This window comes from Calditrichota bacterium (assembly GCA_013151735.1).
GTDB lineage: Bacteria > Zhuqueibacterota > JdFR-76 > JdFR-76 > BMS3Abin05 > BMS3Abin05.
Genome location: JAADHR010000017.1, coordinates 73,851 through 100,809 on the forward strand (window position 1 = coordinate 73,851; position 26,959 = coordinate 100,809).

A 26,959-nucleotide genomic window follows, 5' to 3' on the forward strand; every position below is an offset into this window, starting at 1 on the left:
GTTGGGATAGAAAGGGAACTAAATGACCATGAAAAATCAGCGCATGCCTGAGGTTCTCCTGGTGGAGGATCAGGATAACGTCAGGCGCGTGATATCGACGCTTTTGAAGAGAAACGGCTATGCGGTCTCAGAAGCCTCAGAAGGGGCGGAAGCCATTGCAAAGTTAAGGAAGAGAAAGTTCGACCTGGTTATTACCGACTTGCGAATGGAGCCTGTGGACGGAATGGAGGTGCTGCGCCGGACAAAGGAAATCAGTCCTGAGACAGAAGTCATTGTTGTAACGGCATTTGGTACGGTCGCCGGCGGCGTTGAGGCCATGAAACTGGGGGCGTACGACTACATTCAGAAACCGGTTGACAATGAAGAATTCCTTTTGATTATCCAGCGCGCCATCGAGAAAAAAGAACTGGCGGCCAGGGTAGAACAGCTGCAGCACGATCTTCGGGAAAAATACCGTTTTGAGCAGATTATTGGTCAATCGGAAAAAATGATTGAAGTCTTGAAGATAATAACCCAGGTTGCGGAAACCGATAGCACCGTGCTCATTATGGGAGAAAGCGGAACCGGAAAAGAGCTGATTGCCCGCGCCATCCATGAAAACAGTCCAAGAAAAAACAACCCCTGGGTAGCCGTCAATTGTGGGGGATTAGTCGATTCTCTTCTGGAAAGCGAGTTGTTTGGGCATGTCCGGGGAGCCTTTACCGGGGCCTCAAAAGATAAAATCGGTTTGGTACAGCAAGCCGATCGGGGCACGCTTTTCCTGGATGAGGTCTCTGAAATGAGTCTGGCCACGCAGGTAAAGGTTCTTCGCTTTCTCGAAAATGGCGAAGTTCGCCGGTTGGGAGATTCCGAATCCACCCATGTGGATGTGCGTTTGATTGCTGCCACCAATAAGGACTTGCGCCAGGAAGTGGAAAAACAGACCTTTCGTGAAGATCTGTTCTATCGCCTTCACGTAATCCCCATTATTTTGCCTCCTCTAAGGGAGCGAAGAGATGATATTGAGCTCCTTGCTTATCATTTTTTGGAAGAATTTAATCGGAAATTGAACAAATCAGTTAAGGGCTTCTCGAAGCGCGCGTTGGTTTTGTTGAAAAACTATTCCTGGCCGGGAAACATTCGGCAACTTCGGAATGTGATTGAACGCATCGTGGCCCTTAGCCAAAGCGATAGAATCGGCCCGGATGATTTGCCGTTCCGGAGTGCAGACCAGGAAATTTTTCAGAGCTTGGGAGCAAAAGGGGAAATTATTCCTCTGGAAGAATTGGAGAGGCGCTACATTCAAAAGGTAATGGAACAGGTGGGTGGAAATCAGAAACAGGCGGCTGCTTTACTGGGAATTTCACAAACAACGTTATGGAGAAAACTCAAATCCTGAAACGCGGATGATGAAACATCCTTTGAAAAAACAAGTCCCTATCTTTCCCGGATGATTTCATATTGAAAGATGAATACATTTCATTTTGAACCTTTTCTCATTTCCTCAGAACACGATTGAATCAAAACAATCCCTGTACGCCGTTTAAAAGGCCAATTTCCCTGCACAAGAGGAACCGTTTTGCATCTTGGAATGATTTTTGAAGTTATTTTGTTTTTATGAGGGGTCTTGGCCCGTGGAAAGGTGCGAGAAATTAAAAAGAAGTGGCCAATTTTTCCGCAGGCAAAATAAAAACCGAGGAAGGATTCTCCTTTGCCTCCCGACATGCTGAGAGGGGTTTTTTGATCGTGCTGGATGCCGGCTGCATAAAGATAACGGATTTTGGGAGATGGGGAATGCGGAACACCTCGGAGGAAGGACCTTCGAGTGAATGTATTGGTTGCCGAAGATAATAAAAATGCAATGATTGCATTGTCGATCGGGTTGAGTCGCCTGGGATATGCGGTTACAACTGTGGCAAATGGACTGGAGGCGATTCAGGCACTCGAGCAAGGGAATTTTGATCTGGTCATTACGGATTATCGAATGCCGAAATTAGACGGTGCAGGCTTGGTGAGGGTTGTTCAGACGAAGTATCCCGGTTTGCCGATTTTGGTCATTTCCGCGTATGATTTGCGGGATGTCCGGAAAAAGTTTAAGAAAAGCGAAAATGTCTATTTTTTATCGAAACCCTTTGAATTAAGCCAGTTAACTGAAACGATAGAGCGGATCAGAATCAAATAGAATGGATGATGAACAGGTGAAACCGAAACTATTACTGGTTGAAGACAATAGTGATCATCAGAAAATTATTTCGCGGCACCTCAGCAAATGCGACGTTAAGCTTACGTCGAGAGGCTCTATCGGATTGGAGGCTCTTCTGAGAAGTCAATTTGATTTGATCGTTGTGGATTATGATTTGGGCGATATGAACGGCATAGATTTTGTGCAGCTGGTTCGGGGGCAAAATATTCACACCCCGATTTTAATGATCTCCTCTGTTGACCGGATTGAACTTGAAATCCAGGCGATTTCTTCAGGAGCAAACTTTTTTATGTCAAAGAGCCGGCTGTGGAAGAATCAACAAATGCTGTCAAAGGTGGTTTTCGAAATGATGCGTCAATTCTGCAGACGCGACCAAAACGGAAACTATCAATGTGACTATTTGGAATCTCCTGAAAACAGGGGGGATTTTACGGCTGGTGCTTGGATTGATCTCCTGAGAAATACGGACCAGTCACTGGTTATTCTTAATCAAAATGAAGAAATTATATTCTGGAATGAAAAGGCAATTGAGATGTTTGGATTACCCCAGTTCCGGGGACAAACATTGCCCCTGGATCGGTTGATGCCTATCGAAAGCATACGGGACATTCGAAAGGAAATGGCTTCTATCTCGGAAAAGAGGGGCCGCGTCGGAAATTGGTCCGGGAAACTCACAATGGAATTCAGAAAAGACAATTTGAAGTTGAATATTATTTCAATAAACGGGGGACCGGGAAATACTTATACGATCTTTCTCGGAACACATCTTATTGAAAAAAAAGAAAGGCTGACAGAAATATCGGACGCATTGATTGTTTAGTGAAACTTTTTTAGTTTGTTCAGATAAAAGAAAAAGCTCCGATAAAAAAGAGTATAAACGTCTCAAAAAATAAGTGGTGGTGAAAGATGACTTTAGTAGATACCGTAAGAGGTGAATCCGTAATGAACCTGAAACAGGAAAAACACATCGACGACACATTGTTGGAATTGTTCATTTTGGATGAAAAAGGATTTAGCCCGGAAAAACGAAGCGAAATAGAAGCCCATCTTCAGCATTGCCAGCAATGCCGGGAAAAAATGGCCAAATTGAAAATGTTTTATGATATTCTGGAAGAGGAATTACAGAATCCGATTTCGGAAAATGCCTACAAAATATTGAAGAGGATGGATTTGAAAAAATAGTTGACAAAATCAAAATATTGCACTATATTTAGCAGTCCAGTTGAAAATCAACTGGATTTTTTTTGTCTTTAAAATGTGACAATGACCTAACTTCTATTATAACAATTAGTTAGGGAATGTTTTGCAGCAAACAAGAAGAAAAAAGGGAACCGTTTGGAACTAAATAGGTACAATTTACGTAATTCATTAAAAAACAATCTGGGGTTTTCGAATTTGCGTCTATTGATAGTTAAATAAAACAAATGTTACGGGAGGTGACACATAACAATGGAAAAGAAACAGAAATTTTTTATGTCCAGATACAAGACATTGTTTTTAGCAACGACGATATTTATTTTTTCGGTGTCGATGTTGGGGTTTACGGCGAAGTATTTGTATATGACCCGCTACGACCAGCAAATCCAGTCGCTGGAAAGGTCGTTAATGGATTTGAAGGCGGCCATGAATGTGGATTCAATCCGGCAATTCAATATTGAGAAGGTTATGAAAATTATTGACAAGCATAACAAAAATCTGCCGTCAAATTTAAAATACGAAATTGCCAATGAGATCTACAATATGAGCATAAAATACCCCAATCTTTCCGTGGATTTGATTTGCGCGGTCATTTCACAGGAAACCGGCAACACCTGGGATCCCGGGGCCACGTCCAAAGCAGGTGCGCTTGGGTTGATGCAGATTATGCCCATGACGGGTATGTTCCTGGCGTCATACGAACGTATTAACTGGACAACGCCAGAGGATGTTCTTTACAACCCGATCGACAATATTCGGCTGGGTTGCCGGTATCTGTCAGCCTTAATTGACACGTACGGGCTGGAGGGCGGTATTGCGGCCTACAACGGGGGAGAGCGCAAGGCGGCCGAATGGCTGGCAGCCAACAAGGCCAAAGGCATCCTGTACAAGGAAACAGAGGATTATGTGCCTTCGGTGCTAAAATACAGCGAGCTGTATAAAAAATCCCAGATGTAATAGGCTTTTACACATTTTGCAATTGCGAAAAAGCTCCGATCCATTTATCGGAGCTTTTTTCTATCTGGAAAGAAATGGACGGGTTCATAGCAGGCTGAAAGTCGTTCTATTAAAAAATGAATAAAATTTCATTGTTTTTTTAAGAAAATAGGGCTATATTTGTTTCTTATGATGAAATTGTCCGACGGAAAGAAACCCACACGTGTCTTTGCAATGATATGAGCAGAGTGAAAATTGCTTTATGAGTGCAAAAAAACAGAAAAAGAAAACCGATTCCAATGGGAAAGAAATGCCATTTTTGGCCCATCTGGAAGAATTGCGGTGGCGTCTTCTTAAAAGCGTTATAGCCGTTTTTGTAATGGTCCTCATTGCTTTTCCTTTTTCGAACCAGCTTCTGGAAATATTAACCTACCCGAACAACCGAATGCCGAATCCGCCCAAACTCATCTTTTTGCATCCAACCGGAATGCTCATGGTTCGGTTCGGAATTGCCATAGCCGCTGGCATCATCATGGCGCTTCCTGTGATTTTTTACCAATTTTGGAAATTCGTGGCGCCCGGGCTGCTTCCGCGGGAGAAAAAATTTGTCTGGCCGATAATTATTTTTTCAACGATTTGTTTCCTTCTTGGAATTGTATTTGCCTATTTTGTGATGCTCCCGTTTATTCTGCCCTTTTTATACGGATTGGGTACCGAGTCGATCCGGCCCACAATCAATATAAATGATTACATTGGTTTTGTTTCGAGGATTATTTTGGTGGCCGGAATTATTTTTGAGTTACCGGCCCTTTCTTACTTTCTGACGAAAATTGGCATTTTGCGACCTCATTATCTAAAAAAATACAGACGATATGCCGTGGTTATTGTGTTTGTGGCGGCCGCTATTTTAACACCGCCAGACCCGGGAAGCCAAATATTGATGGCCGTTCCCTTGCTCCTTTTATATGAGGTCAGTGTGTGGATTTCGGTTGTGGTTTATAAAAATAAGGCCAAAAAGGCGGCATTAAAAAAGAATTAAATCGGGGGAAAACCCTTCCGGGTTGCTTTGAACATTTGGAATGCATCAGGAGAATCCCGGGGGGACGATTGAAATAGAAAATATTATATCGTATTGAGAGATGTTCGGAGGAAAACAATGGCAATAAAGCCCGATCGATGGATCAGAAAAATGGCTCTTGAAAACGGAATGATTGAGCCCTTTGCCGACCGACAGGTAAGAAAAGGCGTGATTTCTTATGGTGTTTCGTCCTATGGCTATGACGTACGCATCGCAAATGAGTTTCGTATTTTTACGAATATTAATACGACAATCGTCGACCCCAAGGATTTTGATTCCCGGTCGCTGGTGGAATATACCGGAGATGTGTGCGTTATTCCCCCCAATTCATTTGCCCTGGGCCGATCGGTTGAATATTTCCGAATTCCACGAAATGTTATGACCATTTGCCTGGGAAAATCCACGTATGCACGGTGCGGCATTATTACAAATGTAACCCCCCTGGAACCCGGCTGGGAAGGCTTTGTGACGCTTGAAATTTCCAACACAACGCCTCTTCCTGCAAAAATTTACGCAAATGAAGGCATTGCACAGGTTCTGTTTTTTGAAAGCGATGAGAACTGCGAAATTTCATACGCGGATAAAAAGGGGAAATATCAAGCACAAACAGGCGTAACCTTACCAAGGGTTTCCTGAGCAGTTTCGAACAGGAATAGCGGGGAATTGATAGCCTTAAGCATGGGATGTTCAGTTTATGAAGGAAGACAGTCAAGATAACGGATGGGCAGATCTTCACATACACACCACGTGGTCCGATGGGGTCTTCTCACCCGAATACATGGTTCAAAAAGCCGGAGAAATTGGGTTGCGGGCCATTGCCATAACGGATCATGATGCCTTGCGGGGTATTGATGAAGCGACAAAAGTTGGCAACGAAATGGGTATCGAAATTATTCCGGGGATTGAACTCAGTACGACAAACGGTATTCATGATGTTCATATTCTGGGGTATTTTTTTGATCCCCACAACGAAGATATATTGGAGTATGTGCGCTTTTTTCAGGAAGAAAGAATTAAGCGTGCCAAAAAAATACTCGACAAGCTTTGGAAAATGGGCATTCGATTAAATGCAGAGGTTGTTATTTCGAGCGCGGGCCATGGAGCAGTAGGACGTCCCCACATTGCCGATGCCCTAATGGAAGAGGGATTCGTCCTTTCGTATGATGAAGCATTCTACAAATACATTGGGGACGGGAAACCGGCCTTTGTGGAAAAACCAAAAATATCGCCCGTCGAAGGAATTGATCTCATTCACAAGGCGGGGGGGCTCACCTTTCTGGCCCATCCGGGAATGGACTTGACGGATACCGAAATCTTTCAGGTGATGAAGCAGGGCCTCGACGGTCTGGAAATTCTTCACCCCAAACATTCTGACGAGAAGGTCAATTATTTTTATAAATTTGCCAGCGACCATCGGCTGCTGGTATCGGGAGGCTCCGATTGCCATGGAAACCGGAAAGGAGAGATGATGATGGGAAAGTTCAATGTCCCTTATAAATTTGTTGCAGAGATGAAAAAGGCTCTTCAGTTATTGCGCGCAGCGGGCTCCAACTTGAGTTGAATAAATACAGAATGATTCAATCCGGCAAATTGCAAATACATACGGTAGTCGTCGGTCCGTTTTCCGTGAATTGTTATCTGGTTCATCCCCAAAACAGACCGGAGACGGCCATCATTGACCCCGGTGGTGACGAAGATCTTATTTTTATGGAGATTCAAAATCTTCGATTAACTCCCCGGCTTATTCTGCTTACGCACGGGCATATCGATCATTTGTTGGCGGTACAGGCACTGAAGCATCGGTTTCAAATTCCTGTTCTGGCCAATGAGAATGAAAAGGAGTTTCTGGCAAACCTGGCTCTGCAGGGTCAACTTCTTGGCCTTTCGAGTCCACCGGGGTTTGAGGTGGATCGCTGGGTTTCTGAGCCCGAAGAAATTGCGCTGGGACCGATCCATTTGAAAGTGATTGACACTCCCGGACACACACCGGGAAGCTGCAGTTATGTGGGACCGGGGGAGGTATTCGTCGGCGACACCCTTTTTGCGGGGTCTATTGGTCGCACGGATCTGCCGGGCGGCGATTATCAAACTCTTATTGATTCGGTTAAAAATAAATTATTTGTTTTACCGGATGATTTTGATGTGTTTCCGGGTCACGGTCCCCGAACCACTATCAGAAACGAAAAGCGATTTAACCCGTTTGTTAGAGGCAACTCATGAAAGAATTTTTTAGCTCCCTGATCGATCGGAAAAAAACAATTCACACTTCAGAAAAAGTACTCACCGTCGAGGACATACGAAGCAATGTCCTTGTGGATGCGTATCTGAACGGGGCTGACTCACACATGGAGGGCTGTTCCTGCATCGAACACGGACGACGGCATGCCAATTTGGTTTCAAATATTTCGTACAATATCGTTAAGCGCGTGGGGCGTTCCGATCGTGAAGCGGAACTCGCGGCCATTGCGGGTTATTTGCACGATATCGGATATGTTATTAACCGGGCCCAGCACGCACAAATGGGAGCCTTGCTGTCGCATACCATTCTTTTACACATGGGAATGAAACCCCGTGAAATTATCGAAGTGGTTGCAGCCATTGGAAATCATGACGAAGCCAATTTCGACACCGTAAATCCGATTGCAGCCGCTCTTATGCTGGCCGATAAATCGGATGTTCACCGGTCGCGCGTCCGTTCATCAACTGTTGAAACATTGCAGCCGGAAGAGCGTATTTACTTTGCCGTAGAAAATTCCTTTTTGCGTGTCGATGGCGATGGCAAGGAAATTACTCTGGAATTGTCTATTGATACTCAAATCTCCAAAATCATGGATTATTTTGGTATTTTTCTGGGACACATGCGGGCCTGCGAAAAGGCGGCCTCCTATTTATCGTGTAAATTTCGTTTGGAAATTAACGGAACAAAGGTTATGTAGCTCGGGGAACTATGGATTCAACACGAATTGAACGTTTGCGGCAGTTAATCGCCACCCATCACCATTTTGTGTTAACCACCCACGTTAACCCCGATGGAGACGGGCTGGGCAGCGAAATGGCATTTTACTACTATTTAAAAGGTCTTGGTAAGACGGTTTTCATCTGGAATCATAACCCTCTGCCGAAAAACTACACCTTTCTGGATCCCAATGGGGTTATGGAAGTTTTTAGCGCCAAGCGGCATCGAGAGCGGCTCAAGGAAATTGAGGTTGTTTTTATTCTGGATATCAGCGACTGGTACCGGCTGAAGGAATTCGGAAAATGGTTGAGCAGACACCCCCTTCCGATTGTTTGCGTGGATCATCATCCCGATGGTGAACGGTTCTCCGCGCTGGATTTTATTATGACGGAGGCTTCGTCCACGGGTGAAATTGTTTACGATATTTTAAAAGCACTGCGCGCCCCTGTTACAAAACCCATGGCAGAGGCACTTTATACAGCCGTTCTAACCGATACAGGGTCATTCCGGTTTAATAATACAACGCCAAAAGCTCACCAAATGGCTGCCGAATTTCTGAAACAGGGGGTGAATTTCCGCTCCATTTATGAAAATGTTTATGAAAAAGAAAGTCCCGAAAAGATCAAACTGCTTGGCATGGCACTTCAGCAGCTGAATTTTGAATATGGAAGAAAATTGGCCTGGTTCAAGATTACCCGTGAGATGCTTCGGAAAGTGGGTCTCAATCCGGAAGAGACCGATGGGTTTTCCGATTTCCCCCGCCGAATTGATGGGGTTGAAGTCAGTCTGATGTTTGTGGAGGTTTCAGAAAAACGAACCAAAGTGAGTTTTCGTTCAAAAGGTAATATTGTGATCAATGGGTTAGCTCAGGATGTGGGGGGCGGCGGACACCAATTTGCATCGGGAGCCATTGTAAAAAAACCCATTGACGAAACCATTCCCCTGATTCTGGAAAAAGCCGGAAAGCTTTTTGCCTCGTGAAGAATTATTAAAAATGAGTAACATTTCGATTTCTCCTTGATTTTATTCCCTAAAATGAGTATGTTTATTTGTGAGGATCATCCCCTTAAAATTATTAATAAATAAGAAATTACGCCGAAATATATTGGCATATTGCGGAATAGCCCTTGCGTTTCAGTCGGGAAACAATGCGGGGAGTTCAAAATGAATCCAGATCGGATTGGCGAAAGAAAGTTGCAGACGGAGAGAATGCTTGATTTGGCTGAAATCGCGCGACACTTCGATTTCCAGTATCAGGCAAAAACTTATTTCCCGGAGATTCTTAAAACAATTTGCGATGCCACAAAGGCCGTGTCGTGTTGTTTAAAATGGTTTGACGGCTCATTGACTGGGTTTGAACTGGAAAGCACTCACTCTCGCAGGGGATTCTGCAAAATTCTCAATTTCCCGGAGTGGGGGGAAAGTCTGAAACGTCAAAATTCTGCCGTTGTTATGGATGTTCAGACAAAAGGCACCCTGCCGGATGCCGTACGGGAGAAGCTCCTGAAAAATGGAATTCGAAGCCTCAAACGCATTCCGATTATGAGCAATAAGCGGGTCAGCGGGATACTTTTTCTGGCATTTTCCCGATCGGATTTGCCCCGCGGAGATTCCGGCATCCTGGACTCTCAACTTCGCTTGATTCGAAAAATGAGTGAAAATTTTTGCACCCCGTCGGCCCCATGCATGACCGATGAACTCATCCATTTCCTTGAACGGGAAACGGCCGCAGGCGTGCTCATTACATCCGGCGATTTTCGCATAGTTTATGCAAATCGCCCGGTGGAAAAACTGTTTCATAAGAAAGCAGAGCAGTTTATCGGTCTGCCTTTAAAAAAGGCCAATTTAAGATACGGGGAAATCTTGCAAACGGAATTGGAATCGCTTAAAAAACATCCATTCAGAACAAAACAGGTTCAACTGGTGCCCCGCAAGGGGAAAGAGATCGTTTTGGAAATTAAGGGGACACCCCTGAAAACCTCTCAGGATGAAGGGTATTTTTTGTGGCTTCTGAATGATCGTACGAAAAAGGTTCGGGAACAAATAGCCCTTGAAAAATGGCGCAAAAACACGGAAGAATTTACCTATACTGTTTCTCACGATTTGAAAGCGCCGATCATCTCCATTGAGGGTTATATTTCGCTGCTGATGGCGGAAAATATTGATGAATTGTCGGGAGATGGAAAATTTTATATCGAAAAGGTGCTGAAGAATATTCGGGTCATGAAAAACATGATTCAGGACCTTTTGGAATTATCGCGAATTCAACAGGATAAGGATGAATTTCGAATCGCATCACTGGGTTCAATTCTCCGCAATGTACTGGATGAGTTTCAGTTCCAAATCGAAAAAAAGCGAATCGATCTGGTACTGCCCAATCGGTTTCCCCGTTTAAAATGTAATCCGAGTCTGGTTCAGGTACTTTTTTCAAATCTGATTAGCAATGCCATCAAATTCATGGGGGATCAGCAACATCCCCGAATTGAAATCTGCTGGAAACGGAACGGGTCGTCGTTAACATTGTTCTTTAAAGATAATGGAATCGGAATTAATCCCAAAAGCAAAGATCGTATTTTTGATGTCTTTTTCCGCTTGCAGCCTTCTCGGGGAATTGAAGGCTCCGGTGTCGGGCTTGCGATTGTTAAAAAGATTGTGGAGGCCCATAACGGAACCATTGATGTGGAATCGGAGGTGGGAAAGGGATCCACATTTATTGTCTCTTTTCCTGTACAAAATTAAGTGGGATGAATTAAAAGATAAGGGAAAAATCCCTTCAAAGGAGCCGTGTGCCGGTTGGCTCTGCCGCTGAAAGGGGTTTTGTGCAAAATAGGGCAAAAGGAATGATTGAGAAGATTCCTCACACAAATGGCGAAACAAATTTAAGCAAAGATGTCTTATCTTCGTGGGACACCATTCTTCGAATCACCAACCTGGTGCATCATGGTTTTTTTATGATTCAGGCAAAAAACCTGCGAATTTTGCAGGCAAATGCCTATTCTGCCAAGCTTACCGGATATCCTGTTCAAGAGCTTATCGGGAAAAGCCTTGAATCGCTTCATCTCTCGGATGAAATTCCTCTGATTCAGCTCGAAATTCAACGGCTGGAATTTGAGGGAAAAACAGAAATTGAAGGAATTCACGTCTGCCAAAAAAATGGATTTCAAATTCCGGTGGACATCGTCTTTTCGCGTCTTCCCGGAACCGGAGAAGAGGGGCCGATTGATTATTTTTTGGCTGTTTATCGGGAAGCCGTTTCAGGGGGGTGGCAGGATGCGTATACCCGCCGAAATCAGGAATTAATTACCCTGATGGAAATGGGGCAAACCATGGCATCGGCTCTTGACCTTGAGGAAATAATCGATCTTTCGCTGATCAAGATCGGAACGATCAGCCACGCCGTTTACGCCTCTCTGTTCTTAAAAGCGACTGATGGAAATTCGGAGCTTTTTCGGGCTCAAAAAATTCCACCGGAAGAAATTGTTCTTTTCGATCAACCCTGGAAAGTGGGTCTGGAAGAAGGCCCGTACCGGGATGTTCTGGATTCAAAAGAAACCCTCATTGTGGAAAATGTTCTGGAAGAATCCCGTTACGAAAGGTGGCAGCCCATTGCTCAGCGGATTGGCTACAGTGCCACCATCTCTATTCCTCTCATCCCCAAAGACGATGCAATTGGTGTGCTGAGTTTGTATTACGAGTCACCCAGACAATTCCTCCAGGACGAAATCAATTTTTTAAAGACGGCCGGAACGTACCTGGCCATTTCCATCGAAAATTCAAGGCTTTACAAACAATATCAGCAGAAAACAGATCAGATTGCAGCCCTCAATAAGATTATAAACTCCGTTAATTCCTCTCTGGATGTGGAAGAGGTCATACGGATAATCGCACTTGAGGTGCAAAAGATTGTGGATTTTGATTTTATATCGATTATGCTTTTTCATGACAATACCGAGCATATTCAGTATTTTCCGCTGGGAACGGCCCCGCTTGCCAAACGGCTCGGCGATAAAAACTGGGTTCCTATTGAAAATTCAAATCTGGGATGGATCAATTTTTGGGGCGAAAGCCAGGAGGCAACGGACAGCGGTCTGGAATATGGCATCCACGACCGTCGCAGCCAGATTGAACGGGAGCTGCATTCACAAATTCGGGCTCTGCTGATGTCAAAGGGGAAGTACATCGGCACCTTCAGTGTCGGCAAACTGGACAAAAATGCGTATTCCCCGGCTCACAAGCGTTTACTCAAACAAATTGCAAATCAGGTTTCCACCGCGATCGAAAATGCCCTTTTGTACCAGGAAGTTAAACGAAGCATGATGGAATATTCTGCCCTGGTCGATGTGAGCAATTCCCTGGGACTCAGTTTGAATAGCAATGTAGTGGTCGATTCGATTGTGAAGGCTGCTGCCGTGGCCATGGGAGCAAAATTAAGTACCATTTGGTTTGTCGGAAGTTCGGGTTCCGGAAGGAGTGTACCGGAGAACAATGTCTTTGATTTAATGCTGAAAACGCCTCTGGCAAAAAAGCTGAAACAGATGATTGTTGAAAAAGAGCCCCTTTCCATCAGTGATCTTCATAAGGAGGGGTTTACCCCGCCGGAAATTTCGGACCATCCGTTAAGCGGCAATCTGAAGTCCTATCTGGGTGTTCCGATTCTTTCGAATGGAGAAACAATTGCCATTTTAAGCGTTTACTGGGATCAATTCCATGAGATTGAATCCCGGGAAATTCGGCTGCTCAGTGCCATTGCCAGTCAGGCCACGATGGCTCTGGAGAATGCCAGACTTTTTGAGCGGGAGAGAAAGCGGTCGGCCCAGTTGGCAATGGTTAACGAGGTGGGCAAACGAATTGCATCTACCCTGAATTTGAATCATCTGCTGGATAATGTGGTTCGGGCGATTTACGAAATATTTCGTTACCGGAATGTTTCTATCTATCTCTCGGAAAATGCACATGAAAGACTGGTTCTGAAGTCCCAAAAGGGACAGCTTTCGGACATCCTGAAAATAGGCTCGGAAAACACGGAAACAGAAGGCCCCATCTGGAAGGCCTATCGAAGCGGACACACCGTTCTCATAAACAATCTGACCCGAAATGAGCGTATTGATGAAGGATATCCTGAAAGCGGTTCGCTGCTGAGCATTCCACTCAAAATTGCCGGCCGGCCCATGGGCGTATTGGCCCTGCTGGCGGGCGATCGAAATGCCTTTGACGAACGGGATGTGAATGCCTTTGAAGCGCTTTCGGGACAGCTTTCAAGCGCCATTCAGAATTCCCGGCTGTATGAGGAAACCCGTCAAAATACGGAAAAACTGAGCCGTGCCAATGAAGAACTGGAGGATTTTGTTTTTACGGTATCGCACGACTTGAAGGCACCCATCGTATCCATTAGCGGATTTACCACAATTCTGATGACGGAATACGGCGACCGGATTGATGAAGAGGGCCATCACTATTTGGAACGCATTCAGGGTAACGTCAAACAAATGGAAAACCTGATTCGCGATTTGCTGGAACTCTCTCGGATCGGCCGGGTTGTGAATCCGTTTGAACGGGTTGCCATTGCCGATATCGTCAAAACAGCCATCGACGATCTTCTTTTGCAAATTAAACAAAAGAACGTAAATGTAATCGTTCAGGAAAAGATGCCGGAAGTGGTTTGCGATAAGGCCCGGATTCTGCAGGTATTCACAAACCTGATTAGTAATGCCGTGAAATACATCGGCAACACGCCCGAACCCAAAATCGAAATCGGGTTCAAGGAGCTGGATGAATCGTATCAATTCTATGTAAAAGATAATGGAATTGGGATTGATCCGAAATATCACAAAAAAATATTTGAATTATTTCATATGCTAAAAGAACTAAAAAGTGTTGAAGGAACAGGCGTTGGTTTAACCATTGTTCGGCGAATTGTGGAAAATCACAGGGGACGTGTTTGGGTGGAATCCGAAAAAGGAAAGGGTTCAACGTTTTATTTTACTTTGCCCAAAACACAGGGCGAGAAGACGTCTGATTGAAAACACGCGCCAGGGCGTGCACTCTTTAACTCCCTGTAACGCAATGAGGGCTTTTCGTCGTCCGCCGGTGGGCGGATTCCTTACAATGGCAGAAAGGCAATTGTGTTACGTGAGAATCGCCCGGCGCAGGTGTGTTCTCTTTTGAATACGGACGAAAGATTTCGGGAAAACAGTCTCATATTCGGAACGGATTCCGAACTAAAAAGCAAGGCGAGGGGAAAAATACGAATCCCTTGGGAGGAATCGCAACGGGCCGGGGACTGGGATGAAGCGAGTGTGCGAGGATAAATTAAAGGGAAAGCAATGGATGATCTGTTAAAAGGGATACGTATGTCTCAGCCGTCTGTTTTGCTGGTCGAGGACAATCCGGATCACGCGGAAATTATTACCCGTGTACTGCATAAGATGATGAAGACGATTCAAGTTTTCCATGCTTCAGATGGACAACAGGCTCTGGACATGCTCGGTCTGGGCCGAGAGACAAAGCCTTCCGCCACAATTCCCATCCCAAAACTGATCCTGTTAGACATTCGTCTGCCTAAGCTCGATGGTACCGAAGTGCTTAAGGCAATTAAGGCCTCCCGCATCCTGAAAAAAATTCCTGTTATTGTCCTGACCACTTCTGAACGAAAAGAAGAGGTCAAAAAAATGTACGCATTGGGTGCAAACAGCTATATTGTAAAACCCGGCAAATTTGAAGATTTTATGGGACAACTCAAAAAACTTCATGCGTATTTGGAGGACTATTCAATTCTAAAAGATTCAAAGGTTTCATAAAAAGGATCGTATCGATGTCTGAGAGAATTCTTGTGGTCGAAGATTATCCGGATCAGATCGAATTAATCGACAGGGCATTTCGCGCCCAAAAATCCTTTGGTTTTGATGTGGAATTTACGTCAACCGGAGAAGACTGTATTCGGAAATTTACGGAAAGCACCTACGATGCCCTTCTGTTGGATTACAAGTTGCCGGATTATTCCGGTCTGGAAGTGCTGCAAATTCTAAAGAACATGGGCGTATCCGTTCCGGTTATTATCATTACGGGACAGGGAGATGAACGTGTGGCCGTTCAGGCCATGAAAGAAGGCGCAGCCGATTATATTGTTAAAGATGTTGGGTATATGAAAACGCTCCCCAAAATCGTGAAAAATACAATCAATACCTACCGCCTTCGAGAGAAACTGCACGAAAAAGAGGAGTTTTTGGAAAAACTGGTTGACAATGTCGATGATATCATTTTCTCAATTGATATGGACTACCGGTTTACATTCGTTAACCAGACCATTCGAGATCTCGGATATGATCCGGATGAGTTTATCGGAAAATCGTTTCTGACACTGCTGCCCGAGTTTACCGATACGCAAAAGGTCAATGAAATTCTTCAAAATCCGGTTGAAAAAAACTACGAATTGCAGTTTAAAACGAAAAACGGCTCCATTCAGTACATGCTGATTTCCTTTTCTCATTTGACCGATAAAAAGGGAAAACTCATTTTGGGAATCGCAAAAAATATTACAGAGAAGAAAAAATTAGAGGAGATGATTCAGGAAAGTAAGAATAAACTCCAGACCCTTTTTGACAGCATTACCGATTATATCACGGTAGTTGACAAAAACTATGGAATTGTGATGGCAAACTGGATGGTAGCCAAAAAGGTGGGGGAAACGCCCGAAAACATCATTGGACGAAAATGTTATGAGGTGTATTCTGAAGATAGAGAACCCTGTTTGAATTGTGTGCTTCAAAAAACCATGAAATCCAATAAAGCGGAGTTCATGGAAAAACGAATGGGGGACAAGGTGTTCCAATTCTGGAGTTACCCCATGCTGGATCTAAAAGGCCGGCTCAAATATGTGATTGAATATGTGAAGGACGTTACAGAGCAAAAGAATCTGGAAAAGAAGCTCATTCAATCGGAAAAACTGGCCACAATCGGATTGCTGGCTTCCGGTGTGGCCCACGAGTTGCGGAATCCCCTGAATATTATTGAAACGGCGCGCTATTATTTAAGTGAAATTTTACCCGAAGAAAACGATGATGCCCAGAATAAACTCATGATTATCAAAAAAAGTGTTACGCGCGCCTCCAATATTATCAATAATCTACTGGAATTTTCACGTCATTCCGGTAAAGATAAGGAAAAGATTGATGTCAACCTTTTAATTGACCGGACGTTGTCTTTGATCGAAAAAGATCTTTATGCGAACAATATTTCGGTTGTCAAAAGCTATCAGAAAATTCCGCAGGCCTATTTTAACAGCGATTCCTTAAAGCAGGTTTTTTTGAATATTATCATCAATGCCATTCAGGCCATGCCCGGGGGAGGACAGCTTTTTATTGAAACCAGTGCGACGGGGGATGACAAGCTGAGGATCACTTTCACCGACACGGGGCAGGGGATTCCCGATGAAAATATGTCACACATTTTTACGCCATTTTTCACCACCAAGGAGGTCGGAAAAGGCACCGGGCTCGGCATGTATGTTTCGCATTCAATTATTCAGCGTGAAGGCGGTGAAATATCGGTAAAAAGTCGATTGGGAGAAGGAACCACATTTATAATTGAATTACCCATTGCGGAAAAGATGCTGATCCGCGAAAAATCAGTAGGAGCGGGCCAATGAAGGATCGCTATGATGTGCTGGTTGTCGATGACGAAATGGATATTCTTCAGCTGTTGGAGATTCTCTTGACCCGGAAGGGATTCAAGGTGAAAACAGCAGAAAACGGCATGGATGCCCTGATGAAATTAAATCAATATGACTTTAATGTGCTCTTAACGGATATTAAAATGCCGGCCATGGACGGGATGCGCCTTATTGAGGTAGCCAGGCGCGATTTCCCGGACGTTCAAATTCTGGTTTTTACCGGATTCGGTTCAATGGACACCGAAAGGAAAGTGTTACAAATGGGGGCCAGCAAATATTTTATGAAACCCCTTCCTATGGAAGACCTGCTAAAAGAGCTGAAAGATGCCTGCAAATTAAAAGAGAAAAACACACCCTCCGATCAAAATTTAATGGGTAATTGAAATTTTTAATTGACAATATTCATTAAAATTATTACATTTATTATCAAGTCAAAAATGAGTAAATCTAAAATGCAGGTATCACCGAGTGGCTGAAATTGCAGAAATTCAAGAAATAAAATCGCCTGTTGCTCAAGAGCTGCAGGCTTTTGAGGAAGAGTTTTTAAAAGCATTAAGAACAGATGTTGATCTTATAAACAGCGTTATTTCCTACCTGGCGGCACACAAGGGAAAACGGCTTCGTCCCCTATTAATTTTTTTGATTTCCAATTTGGAGGGCGGCAGCACCCGAAAATCCATCGAATCAGCTGTTATTGTGGAACTTATTCATACAGCCACCCTGATTCATGATGACATTGTTGATGAAGCAGATATTAGAAGAGGGGGGGCAAGCGTAAATGCCCTGTGGAATAATCAGGTTTCCGTTTTGGTTGGAGATTTTTTATTCTCCCAGGCATTGCATAAAATGGTGGAGCTGAATGACAGGGACATTAACGGAGTGATCTCGAAGGTTACCATCCAGATGAGCGAGGGGGAGCTGCTTCAAATCGAGCGTGCACAGGGGTATGAGCTGGATGAATCCACCTATTTCCGAATGATTTCCAATAAGACAGCATCGCTCATTTCCGCATCCTGCCAGCTTGGGGCCCTCACCTCTTCGGGGAAGGAGGCTTATCCGATCAAAAGATTCTGGGATTTTGGCGAATATCTCGGACGGGCCTTTCAGATTCAGGATGATCTTCTGGATTATCTGGGCAATGAAGAAATTGTCGGAAAGCCGGTTGGAAATGATTTGAAGGAGAGCAAAATCACACTGCCTCTTTTATATGCACTGAATCATTCCAAAAACGGAAAGGGTGAAATCATTAAAAAGCTCCTGGAAAAAGGAGATGCGGGCGATAATTTTGACGAAATACGCGATTTTGTGATTCAGAACGGGGGGGTCGATTATTCGCGGGCGAAGGCCGCCGGTTACATTCAAAAAGCGCTCTCACTTTTGGACCCCTTTAAACCCAGCCCCTACAAAGATGCACTCGTTCAGTTGGTGGAGTTTGCAGCCAATCGTGAAAAATAAACGGTTCATTTTTCTTTTACTCGTTGTTATTTTTCTCTCCTCTTGTTCTCGGAAACAGCCGTTCCCGTACTTTAAGAAAACACAGCTCATGATGGGGACGTTTGTAACCATTTCTGTCTACGATCAGAACAAATCAGAAAAAGCGATTGAAGAAGCTGTGAATCGTGCGTTTCAGCGTATTCACGAACTGGAAGAGGAAACATCCAGTTTTATTCCCAATAATGCCATCTGGAAATTGAATCATTCTTCCGGGAAACATCCGGTTGAAGCCGATTCAAATCTGGTTCGTCTGTTTCAGGAAGCGGAAAGAATCTCCGACTGGACAGACGGCGGGTTTGATGTGACGGTTGGTCCCTTGCGGCGGCTCTGGAATTTTGATTCCACCCGAACGACCCTGCCGGATTCCGGGGCCATTGCCCGGCTGGTGCCGTTGGTTGATTACCGAAATATGGATATGACAGCCCATTCCCTCTATTTAAAAAAAAGCAGAATGCAGGTGGATCTGGGCGGCATTGCCAAAGGCTTTGCCGTGGATGAGGGAATGGATGTGCTCAGGTCATTTCAGGTGACCGATGCCATGGTGGATGCCGGCGGGGATTTCAGTGCCATTGCCAGTTCGTTAACGGCCGGGAAGCGGAAGGTCTGGATTCGACATCCGAGAAAATTGGATGCCTTTTTCGGCTGGTTTCCGATGGATTCCGGATGTGTGGCCACGTCGGGTGATTATGAGCAGTATTTCATCATAAAGGGTGTTCGATACCATCATATTCTGGATCCCAAGACCGGCTGGCCTGCACGGAAATGTGTTAGTGTGACCATTGTAGCCCCCACCACGATGGAGGCCGATGCCCTCGCTACCGGGATTTTTGTTCTGGGTCCTCAGGCCGGAATGAAGGTGATTGAAGCGCATCCGGGGATTGAGGGGGTTATTTTATTTCAAAAAAATGCCCGTGAGCTGGGATATCTTGTTTCATCGGGACTTCAGAAAAAGCTGACGGTTGTCGACACATCTATTGAATAGGGTCTGAACATAATCCAGTTGGAAGGCGCGGGCGTAAAGAGCCCCGCGGGTGCGTAGTGTTTGGGTGCCGTAGCCTTCCGGCAGAAAATAGAAACCCATTGATTTTTACTCAGGGAACCCATTTTTCTAACAAGGAGGCAAAAATGCCGCGGACATTGGTTACCGGCGGAGCCGGGTTTTTGGGATCGCATCTGTGCGAATATTTGCTTAAAAAAGGACACGACGTGATTGCGATGGACAATCTGGCAACGGGCAATATTGAAAATATTGAACATCTGCAAAGTGAAAATTTTAAATTCATTAAATACGATGTAACCGAATATATTTACGTAGCCGGCAAGATTGACTATATATTGCACTTTGCCTCCCCGGCCAGCCCAATCGATTATTTGAAAATGCCCATCCAGACCCTAAAAGTGGGCTCTCTTGGAACGCACAAGGCCCTGGGACTGGCCAAAGAAAAAAATGCCACCTTTTTGCTGGCATCGACCTCCGAGGTTTATGGCGATCCGCTAATTCATCCGCAAAAAGAAAGCTATTGGGGAAATGTGAATCCGGTAGGGCCGCGGGGCGTGTACGATGAGGCCAAACGATTTGCCGAAGCCCTGACGATGGCCTATCACCGCTACCACGGCGTGGATACGAAAATTGTACGAATCTTTAATACGTACGGGCCGCGGATGCGCCTGGGAGACGGCCGCGCCATCCCCACGTTTATCCCGCAAGCCCTGATGAATAAACCGGTTTCCGTTTTTGGAGATGGGTCTCAAACCCGAAGCTTTACCTACGTGAATGATACGGTGGAAGGCATTTACCGATTGCTGATGTCAGATTATCACGATCCGGTAAATATCGGCAATCCCCATGAAATGACCATCCGGCAGATTGCCGAAAAAATTATTCAGATGACGAACAGTACGAGCATTATTAAAGAAGAGCCGCTTCCGGTTGACGATCCCAAAGTCCGCCAGCCCGATATTACGCTGGCCAGGGAAATCCTTCATTGGGAGCCAAAAGTTGAGGTGGAAGAAGGACTCACCAAAACGATTGCCTGGTTTCGCAGTCTGCGCGATTGGTCGCGGGAGATAAACGAAGACGTGAATTAATTCAATTTCGATAAGGTTTGTTTACGGTTCGGTAAAAACGCCACTTTCTTTGGGAGAATGTTTTTCTTTGAAAATCTTATTGATTCGTTTTAGTGCGATCGGGGATGTGGTTCTTGCTACCCCTGCCATCCGAATGCTGCGGGCCCGCCATCCGACTGCCCAAATCGATATGGTGGTTAAGCCTGAACTGGAGGATCTGATTAAGACCAATCCCCATTTAGACACCCTTTTTACGTTGCCCCACCCCTTTTCGTGGCGGGAATTGCTGGCCCTGGCGAAAAGGCTTCGGGCCGTTCGTTATGACTGGGTCATTGACTGGCAAAAGCACACAAAAAGTTATGTATTGTCCTGGTTGGTCGGTGGTAAAATTAGGCGCTATCCGAAATATTCGGTTCAGCGCTTTTTTCTTGTTTATTTCAAAAAAAATTATTATCGTAAGGTGGCTCCGGTACCGCTGCGCTATCTAAGTGCGCTCAAATCGCTGGGAGTTGAAGATGATGGCCGGGGAGCGGAACTTTTTATCCCGGAAGAGGTGGAAGAAAATCTGAAAAGAGCCTGGAACCTGGAGAACGGGGCTTACTGGGTTTTGGCTCCGGGCGGGGGACGTGCAACCAAGCGGTGGCCGGCCGCCTACTTTAAACGGCTGGCGGATCAGATGCGTAAAACGCTTCAGATAAACCTTGTGGTGATTGGCGGTAAGGATGATGTGCCCTTGTGCCGGCATATTCTTGAGGGGGATTCCGGCAGGGATCAAAATCTTTGCGGGAAGACCTCCTTGCAGGAAACCGCAGCCGTGTTGAAAAATGCGATCGGGCTGGTCACAAATGATACGGGGGTGATGCACATGGCTTCGGCTTTTTCGAAACCTGTGGTAGCTCTGTTCGGACCGACGGTGAAAGAATTTGGATTTTTCCCCTTTCGGACCCCCCACGCCGTTCTGGAAAAAGACCTGGAATGCCGCCCGTGCTCGTTTCACGGCACAGACAACTGTCCGCTGGAGCATTTTCAGTGCATGCGGACTATTTTGCCCGAAGAGGTTCTGAATGCCGTCCGCACATTTCATGATCGCTTTTTTCGCCGGTAAAAAGAGGGCCAAACCCGATTCCGGGAAAACGATCTAACATTCTATGTCATAAATTAGGTGACGTATTCTGTGCAAGACTTATTCTGGTTTGTTCTGTACAATTCCATTGTTATCCCCCTGATGTGGGTGGGTTTTCACCTGGGCGGGTTATTTAATCAAAAAATCCGCCATGGGATCCGCGGACGTCAGGCCCTCTGGAAAGCTCTTGAGGAGTTTTTAACCGCGCACGGCAAGGATGCACATCCCCTGCTTGTTTTTCACAGCGCATCTCTGGGCGAATACGAGCAAATTCGACCCATTCTTTCCGAGATTAAAACGAAACATCCGGAGTGGAAGCTCGTGATTACCTTTTTTTCGCCTTCCGGATTTGAGCATTTTAAAAAGACAAAAGACAGTGATCTGGCGGTTTATCTGCCGTTTGATTCCCTGCGAAGCATCAACCGGTTTTTCAAACTTTTGCATCCCGATCTCATCGTGATTACAAAACACGATGTCTGGCCGAATTTTATCTGGGCGGCCAATCGGTGGCATATTCCCACCATGCTTATTAATGGTACGCTGCCCCTGGATTCGAAAATTACCCGTTTCCCTGCCAGAAGTTTGTACCGGCAAATCTATTCGAAAATCACGGCCATTCACCCGGCCTCCGAAACCGACCGGGAGCAATTTAAAAAAGTAAACGCAACCGCTTCTTTGAAGGAAGCACTGGGTGACACCCGTTTCGATCAGGTGCTCCGGCGCGCAGAGGAATCAAAAGAAGGGGCATTTTTTCCGGAGGAGTGGAAATCGGCGCCCTTCATTTTTATCGCTGGCAGCACCTGGCCCTCAGACGAGGAGCACGTCGTACCGGCCGTTATTGATTTTTGCCGGAGGCACCCCGAAAGCCGGTTTGTTGTGGTTCCCCACGAGCCGACAGAGGAGCACATTACCCAATTGTTGCAGCACTTCCGGGAGGAAGCCATTCCCGTACGGCGTTATTCCGAATGGAAAAACACCGGGCGAATGAATGCGGCCCGCGTACTTTTGGTCGATCAAATCGGAATACTGGCCAATCTGTACGCATTTAGTCACGTGGCGTACGTGGGCGGGAGCTTTGATCCGGGTGTGCACAATGTTATGGAACCGGCAGCTTCGTCAAATGTGGTTCTGTTTGGCCCGAAAATCCTGAATTCTCCCGAGGCGCAGGAAATGGTACGCCGGGGTGTGGGGTTTATCATTCGAAACAAGGAAAATGTCCTTGAAAAATTGAATGAATTCATTTCGGATCGCGAAAAGCTAAAAATCCTTCGGAGGGGCGCTAAATCGATTGTACTTGAAAATGCAGGGGCGACCCGGAAAATTGCAGAAAAGATTGAACACATTTTATATGGAAAAACAGATTCATGATCAACGTGTCTCGCCTCACATTTTCCTATCCCTCAACTCCTTCCCCTGTTCTCAACGCCATTGATTTCCAAATCAGGACCGGTGAAACCGTCAGCATTATGGGAGCCAATGGTTCGGGGAAAACCACGCTTTCCAGATGCCTGAACGGTCTGTTGTTACCAACGGAGGGGACGGTGTTCGTGGATGGTTTGGACACGAGAAACAGTGAAGAAAACCTGAAGGTGCGGGCCCTTGTGGGGATGGTTTTCCAGAATCCGGATAACCAGATTGTTTCCACAACCGTTGAACGGGAAATCGCCTTTGGTCTGGAAAATCTGGGGGTCCCCACGCCTGATATGCAGCAGCGGGTGAATGAGATTCTCCGGCAGTTCGATCTGGAAAAATACCGGCATCAATCGCCGCATTATCTTTCAGGAGGAGAAAAACAGCTTCTGGCCCTGGCGGCCATTTTCGCAATGGCACCCAGATACATTATTTACGATGAACCCACCTCTCTCTTGGATCCCTATTCGCGCGAAAAGATTCTGGATGCCATTTTTGGTCTCCAATTGGAAGAGGGAATTACACCCATCCTGATTACGCAATTTCCGGAGGAAACCCTCCGAACACAGCGGCTCATTATTTTAGACCGGGGGGAAATTGTCCTCGACGGAAAACCAGCCGAAGTATTCGAGAATACAGATTATCTTGATCGCATTGGCATTGCCGTTCCTCCGAGCTTCAGACTCAAGCCCTATCTGACAAAACTGAATTTGTGGGGGGCATTTTGAGGATTCGTCTGGAAGATGTTTCATTTCGATACACTCAGGGACTCGAGGCATTCTCCGGAAAAGGCGAGGCAATCCAACATGTTTCCTTTGAGATTGCTCCCGGAGAATTTGTGGGTATCGTTGGCCCCAGCGGTTCCGGAAAAACCACGCTCATTCAGCATTTTAACGGATTGCTTCTTCCGACTGCCGGGAAGGTGTTGATTGACGGAACAAACCTGGCGGAACAAAAAAAGCAGCTCGGAAAAATCCGCCAGAAAATCGGGATTATTTTTCAATTTCCCGAGTTTCAATTTTTCGAAAATACGATTTACGATGAAGTGGCCTACGGCCCGCGTAATTTAAAGATACCGGAAAAGGTTATACAAAGCCGGATACAGGAGGCCTTTCATTTGCTGGATATTGATTTCCAGGAGTTTAAGGATCGGTCTCCGTTTCAGCTTAGTGAAGGGCAAAAGCGGCGGGTTGCCATTGCGAGTGTTCTGGTCATGCAGCCGGATGTGCTGGTTTTCGATGAGCCGACCGCCGGGCTGGATTTTCAGGGAGTGAACCGCCTGAAAAGCTTCATCAAGGAATTAAAGACTACCGGGAAAACGGTCATTTTGGTTTCCCACGATATGGATTTTATTGCAGAGGTGGCAGAGCGTATCATTTGTTTAAAAAGCGGACATGTGATTTTTGATGGGACAAAAGAAACGTTTTTTAGCGATGAACGTCTTTTAAAAGCTGCAAGATTAAAGGAACCCGACGTATTGCACCTCGCCCGGTCCCTCCGAAATAAGGGTATCCCGTGTCCCTTTCCGGTTTACGATGTTTCAACACTGCAAGCGTTCCTCGAACACCTTGTAAATACTAACTTTAATAAAATTAATTAATTCACGCATCCATTCGGATCACAAAAATGTAATTTTGTGATCATTCCTCCTTTATTTTTTCCCGATTTTGCCGATACAGATATGAGGATTAAAGATCAACCGAATTACAAATTTGGCACTGATTTTTTGTAATGGAATAGATTTTGCCATTGTTTAGTCGTTCGGGGAATTTTGCACGTACATAACACAATTGAGGAAGTGTATATGCCGGAAGCTGCCATAGAGGTTGACGGGATTCCCAGACTCATGGGTAAGTCTGGGGAACGGGATTGGGGAAATTTCGGTTTCGACAATAATTACCCGCTTGTAAGCCGCAGCCCTGAAATGAAGGACATTTTTGCGTTGATAAAAAAGATAGCCAAAAGCAACGCGACCGTTCTCATTCAGGGAGAAACGGGTACGGGAAAAGAATTGATTGCAGGATTAATCCAGTTTATCAGCCCGCGATCGTCGAAACCGTTTGTGAAGGTGAACTGTGCAGCCTTGCCTGAGAATTTATTGGAGAGTGAGCTGTTCGGCCACGAAAAGGGCGCTTTCACGGGGGCCTTTCAACGCCGGAAAGGAAAATTTGAAGAGGCGGACGGCGGAACGATTTTTCTGGATGAAATTGGGGACATGCACCTGACGACCCAGTCCAAGATCCTTCGCGTGCTGCAGGATCAGGAATTTACGCGGGTGGGGGGCAACCAGGTCATCCGCGTGGATGCGCGGGTGATTGCTGCCACGAATAAGGACCTCATTCAAGAGATTGACCGTGGAAATTTTCGCTCTGATTTGTACTATCGAATTAACGTGGTGAATATTCAATTACCGCCGCTTCGGAACCGGAGAGACGATGTCCCGCTCATTGCGGAGTTTTTTCGACGAAAATTCAGTCAGGAGCTACGAAAGGATGTCCCGGGATTTCACCCCGAGACAATGGATTTGCTGGTGCATCACTACTGGCCGGGCAATATTCGGGAATTGCGAAATATGATTGAACGGGCGGTGCTGGTTTGCGAAGAAGGTCAACCCATCCTGCCGAGGGATTTAGCCATGGCCGGACGGGATTATTTTGCAGCTGGAGGAAAGGATCGGCGAAAAAAATCGGGAACTCTTCTCAGTTTAAATAGTTTGAAATTGGAAGACGTTGAAAAGGAAGTCATCGTCAAAGCTTTGAAAATGTCAAATTGGGTACAAAAGGATGCGGCGGAGCTCCTTGGGATTTCACCCCGGGTTCTCAATTACAAAATTGCGCATTACGAAATTAAGCATCCCAATTGGCGAAAATACAGTAAATAAACTGAGATACAAACAGACATGAAAAATAAAATTGTTGGCATAGCTATTTTTCTTCTGTCGATTGTTTTGTTCTCCCCCAGTAGCTTTGCACAAAGAAAACACGGAAGTTTGACCATTCAGTGGGATCCGAATACCGAATCCGACTTAGCGGGCTATCGGGTATACTACGGAGAGCGGTCGCATGCCTATTCGCACCAAATTGACGTGGGCAATGTCACGAAATTCAAGATTACAAATCTGGAAGAAGGGAAGGTCTATTATATTGCCCTGACCGCTTACGATTACTGGAATAATGAAAGCAAGTTTTCCAAGGAAGTGAGTGCGCCCGCAAAATTTAATTCAAGCGAAGCGTCTGTTCCGGATGTACTCATTCTCTTTCAGAATTACCCCAACCCCTTTAATCCCGAAACCATTCTTCAGTTTAATGTGCCGAATGAAATGGACGTGTCACTTTCAATCTGGAATACCCGGGGCCAATTGATCAAAGTATTGGTTCGGCAAAAAGAATCCCCCGGACTACACCACGTTATCTGGAATGGAAAAGACGCCTCCGGGTGGAATGTTCCCTCCGGCACCTACTTCGCGCGGCTGAAATCGGATCACTACGTTCTCTCGCAAAAGCTGCTGCTGGTTCGTTAACATTCAATAGTGTGCTTCGTGTTTGTACGCCGTGGCGCATGGTCACTGTTGCACGCTTCTGGCGGACTTGTACTGGCAGTTTATTGCAACATGATTTAATAATCCGGCGGGCAGATCAGGCCAGCCGCACCTTACTGGGAGCTTCCGGATCATCAAAAACATAGCGTGGCACAGCCATTCCGCCCGTATGTTCCTGCAAATACCGAATAATTTCAATTCCTTTTTTGACGGACACCCTGAAATGAACAGCTCCCTGAACCGGATCCAATTGGTGAAGATAATACGGGATTACCCGAATCTCCACTAACTTGTCCACCAACTCCAGCAT

General features: G+C 45.5%; 26 protein-coding genes. 25 read left to right on the plus strand and 1 reads right to left on the minus strand.

The window, feature by feature from the left end; all coding sequences use genetic code 11:
- Positions 1-43: 43 nt before the first annotated feature.
- From GXO76_00970 to GXO76_01090, 25 genes are all read left to right on the plus strand, one after another.
- Positions 44-1,378 carry a sigma-54-dependent Fis family transcriptional regulator gene (locus tag GXO76_00970; GenBank protein ID NOY76416.1) on the plus strand — a complete coding sequence of 445 codons (1,335 nt, stop codon included), beginning with the start codon at positions 44-46 and terminating at the stop codon, positions 1,376-1,378.
- Positions 1,379-1,804: 426 nt separating this feature from the next.
- Positions 1,805-2,161 (plus strand): response regulator, encoded by a 357-nt coding sequence (locus GXO76_00975; GenBank protein NOY76417.1) that lies wholly within the window; start codon positions 1,805-1,807, stop codon positions 2,159-2,161.
- A 1-nt stretch (position 2,162) separates the two neighbouring features.
- A complete protein-coding gene (locus tag GXO76_00980; GenBank protein NOY76418.1) occupies positions 2,163-3,002 on the plus strand; it encodes a response regulator in 840 nt (279 codons plus the stop codon).
- An 86-nt stretch (positions 3,003-3,088) separates the two neighbouring features.
- Entirely contained in the window at positions 3,089-3,364 is a 276-nt protein-coding gene (locus GXO76_00985; GenBank protein ID NOY76419.1) for a hypothetical protein, read from the plus strand.
- A gap of 267 nt (positions 3,365-3,631) precedes the next feature.
- The gene (locus GXO76_00990; GenBank protein NOY76420.1) at positions 3,632-4,336 is read left to right on the plus strand and encodes a lytic transglycosylase domain-containing protein; all 705 of its coding nucleotides are present in this window, start codon (positions 3,632-3,634) and stop codon (positions 4,334-4,336) included.
- Positions 4,337-4,577: 241 nt separating this feature from the next.
- Complete coding sequence (gene tatC, locus GXO76_00995) at positions 4,578-5,354, plus strand: twin-arginine translocase subunit TatC (protein ID NOY76421.1); 777 nt, start codon at positions 4,578-4,580, stop codon at positions 5,352-5,354.
- 117 nt (positions 5,355-5,471) lie between these two features.
- Positions 5,472-6,029 (plus strand): dCTP deaminase, encoded by a 558-nt coding sequence (locus GXO76_01000; GenBank protein ID NOY76422.1) that lies wholly within the window; start codon positions 5,472-5,474, stop codon positions 6,027-6,029.
- A 58-nt stretch (positions 6,030-6,087) separates the two neighbouring features.
- Positions 6,088-6,954 (plus strand): PHP domain-containing protein, encoded by an 867-nt coding sequence (locus GXO76_01005; protein ID NOY76423.1) that lies wholly within the window; start codon positions 6,088-6,090, stop codon positions 6,952-6,954.
- An 11-nt stretch (positions 6,955-6,965) separates the two neighbouring features.
- On the plus strand, positions 6,966-7,613 hold the full coding sequence (locus GXO76_01010; GenBank protein ID NOY76424.1) for an MBL fold metallo-hydrolase: 648 nt from the start codon (positions 6,966-6,968) through the stop codon (positions 7,611-7,613).
- Entirely contained in the window at positions 7,610-8,329 is a 720-nt protein-coding gene (locus GXO76_01015) for an HD domain-containing protein (protein NOY76425.1), read from the plus strand. Before GXO76_01010 ends, GXO76_01015 begins: the two co-directional genes overlap by 4 nt.
- An 11-nt stretch (positions 8,330-8,340) precedes the next feature.
- Positions 8,341-9,330 carry a bifunctional oligoribonuclease/PAP phosphatase NrnA gene (locus GXO76_01020; protein NOY76426.1) on the plus strand — a complete coding sequence of 330 codons (990 nt, stop codon included), beginning with the start codon at positions 8,341-8,343 and terminating at the stop codon, positions 9,328-9,330.
- A gap of 183 nt (positions 9,331-9,513) precedes the next feature.
- Positions 9,514-11,088, plus strand: coding sequence for a PAS domain-containing sensor histidine kinase (locus GXO76_01025; GenBank protein NOY76427.1), 1,575 nt, complete (start codon positions 9,514-9,516; stop codon positions 11,086-11,088).
- A 101-nt stretch (positions 11,089-11,189) separates the two neighbouring features.
- Positions 11,190-14,369, plus strand: coding sequence for a GAF domain-containing protein (locus GXO76_01030; protein NOY76428.1), 3,180 nt, complete (start codon positions 11,190-11,192; stop codon positions 14,367-14,369).
- 330 nt (positions 14,370-14,699) lie between these two features.
- The gene (locus GXO76_01035; GenBank protein ID NOY76429.1) at positions 14,700-15,146 is read left to right on the plus strand and encodes a response regulator; all 447 of its coding nucleotides are present in this window, start codon (positions 14,700-14,702) and stop codon (positions 15,144-15,146) included.
- Between the two features lie 14 nt (positions 15,147-15,160).
- Complete coding sequence (locus GXO76_01040) at positions 15,161-16,993, plus strand: PAS domain S-box protein (protein NOY76430.1); 1,833 nt, start codon at positions 15,161-15,163, stop codon at positions 16,991-16,993.
- Complete coding sequence (locus GXO76_01045) at positions 16,990-17,400, plus strand: response regulator (protein ID NOY76431.1); 411 nt, start codon at positions 16,990-16,992, stop codon at positions 17,398-17,400. Before GXO76_01040 ends, GXO76_01045 begins: the two co-directional genes overlap by 4 nt.
- Before the next feature lie 85 nt (positions 17,401-17,485).
- Positions 17,486-18,472 (plus strand): polyprenyl synthetase family protein, encoded by a 987-nt coding sequence (locus tag GXO76_01050; protein ID NOY76432.1) that lies wholly within the window; start codon positions 17,486-17,488, stop codon positions 18,470-18,472.
- An 88-nt stretch (positions 18,473-18,560) separates the two neighbouring features.
- Positions 18,561-19,493 carry an FAD:protein FMN transferase gene (locus tag GXO76_01055; protein NOY76433.1) on the plus strand — a complete coding sequence of 311 codons (933 nt, stop codon included), beginning with the start codon at positions 18,561-18,563 and terminating at the stop codon, positions 19,491-19,493.
- 143 nt (positions 19,494-19,636) lie between these two features.
- Positions 19,637-20,599 carry an SDR family oxidoreductase gene (locus GXO76_01060; GenBank protein ID NOY76434.1) on the plus strand — a complete coding sequence of 321 codons (963 nt, stop codon included), beginning with the start codon at positions 19,637-19,639 and terminating at the stop codon, positions 20,597-20,599.
- Positions 20,600-20,666: 67 nt separating this feature from the next.
- Positions 20,667-21,683, plus strand: coding sequence for a lipopolysaccharide heptosyltransferase II (waaF, locus tag GXO76_01065; GenBank protein NOY76435.1), 1,017 nt, complete (start codon positions 20,667-20,669; stop codon positions 21,681-21,683).
- 57 nt (positions 21,684-21,740) lie between these two features.
- Entirely contained in the window at positions 21,741-23,069 is a 1,329-nt protein-coding gene (locus tag GXO76_01070; protein ID NOY76436.1) for a hypothetical protein, read from the plus strand.
- The gene (locus GXO76_01075) at positions 23,066-23,839 is read left to right on the plus strand and encodes an ATP-binding cassette domain-containing protein (protein ID NOY76437.1); all 774 of its coding nucleotides are present in this window, start codon (positions 23,066-23,068) and stop codon (positions 23,837-23,839) included. The genes GXO76_01070 and GXO76_01075 overlap by 4 nt, the downstream gene beginning before the upstream one ends.
- Entirely contained in the window at positions 23,836-24,711 is an 876-nt protein-coding gene (locus tag GXO76_01080) for an energy-coupling factor transporter ATPase (GenBank protein NOY76438.1), read from the plus strand. The genes GXO76_01075 and GXO76_01080 overlap by 4 nt, the downstream gene beginning before the upstream one ends.
- A gap of 204 nt (positions 24,712-24,915) precedes the next feature.
- Complete coding sequence (locus GXO76_01085) at positions 24,916-25,992, plus strand: sigma-54-dependent Fis family transcriptional regulator (GenBank protein NOY76439.1); 1,077 nt, start codon at positions 24,916-24,918, stop codon at positions 25,990-25,992.
- 18 nt (positions 25,993-26,010) lie between these two features.
- A complete protein-coding gene (locus GXO76_01090) occupies positions 26,011-26,631 on the plus strand; it encodes a T9SS type A sorting domain-containing protein (GenBank protein ID NOY76440.1) in 621 nt (206 codons plus the stop codon).
- Between the two features lie 115 nt (positions 26,632-26,746).
- Here GXO76_01090 and GXO76_01095 read toward each other — a convergent pair whose 3' ends face one another.
- Positions 26,747-26,947, minus strand: a complete 201-nt coding sequence (locus GXO76_01095) for a hypothetical protein (protein ID NOY76441.1) — start codon at positions 26,945-26,947, stop codon at positions 26,747-26,749.
- Positions 26,948-26,959: the final 12 nt, after the last annotated feature.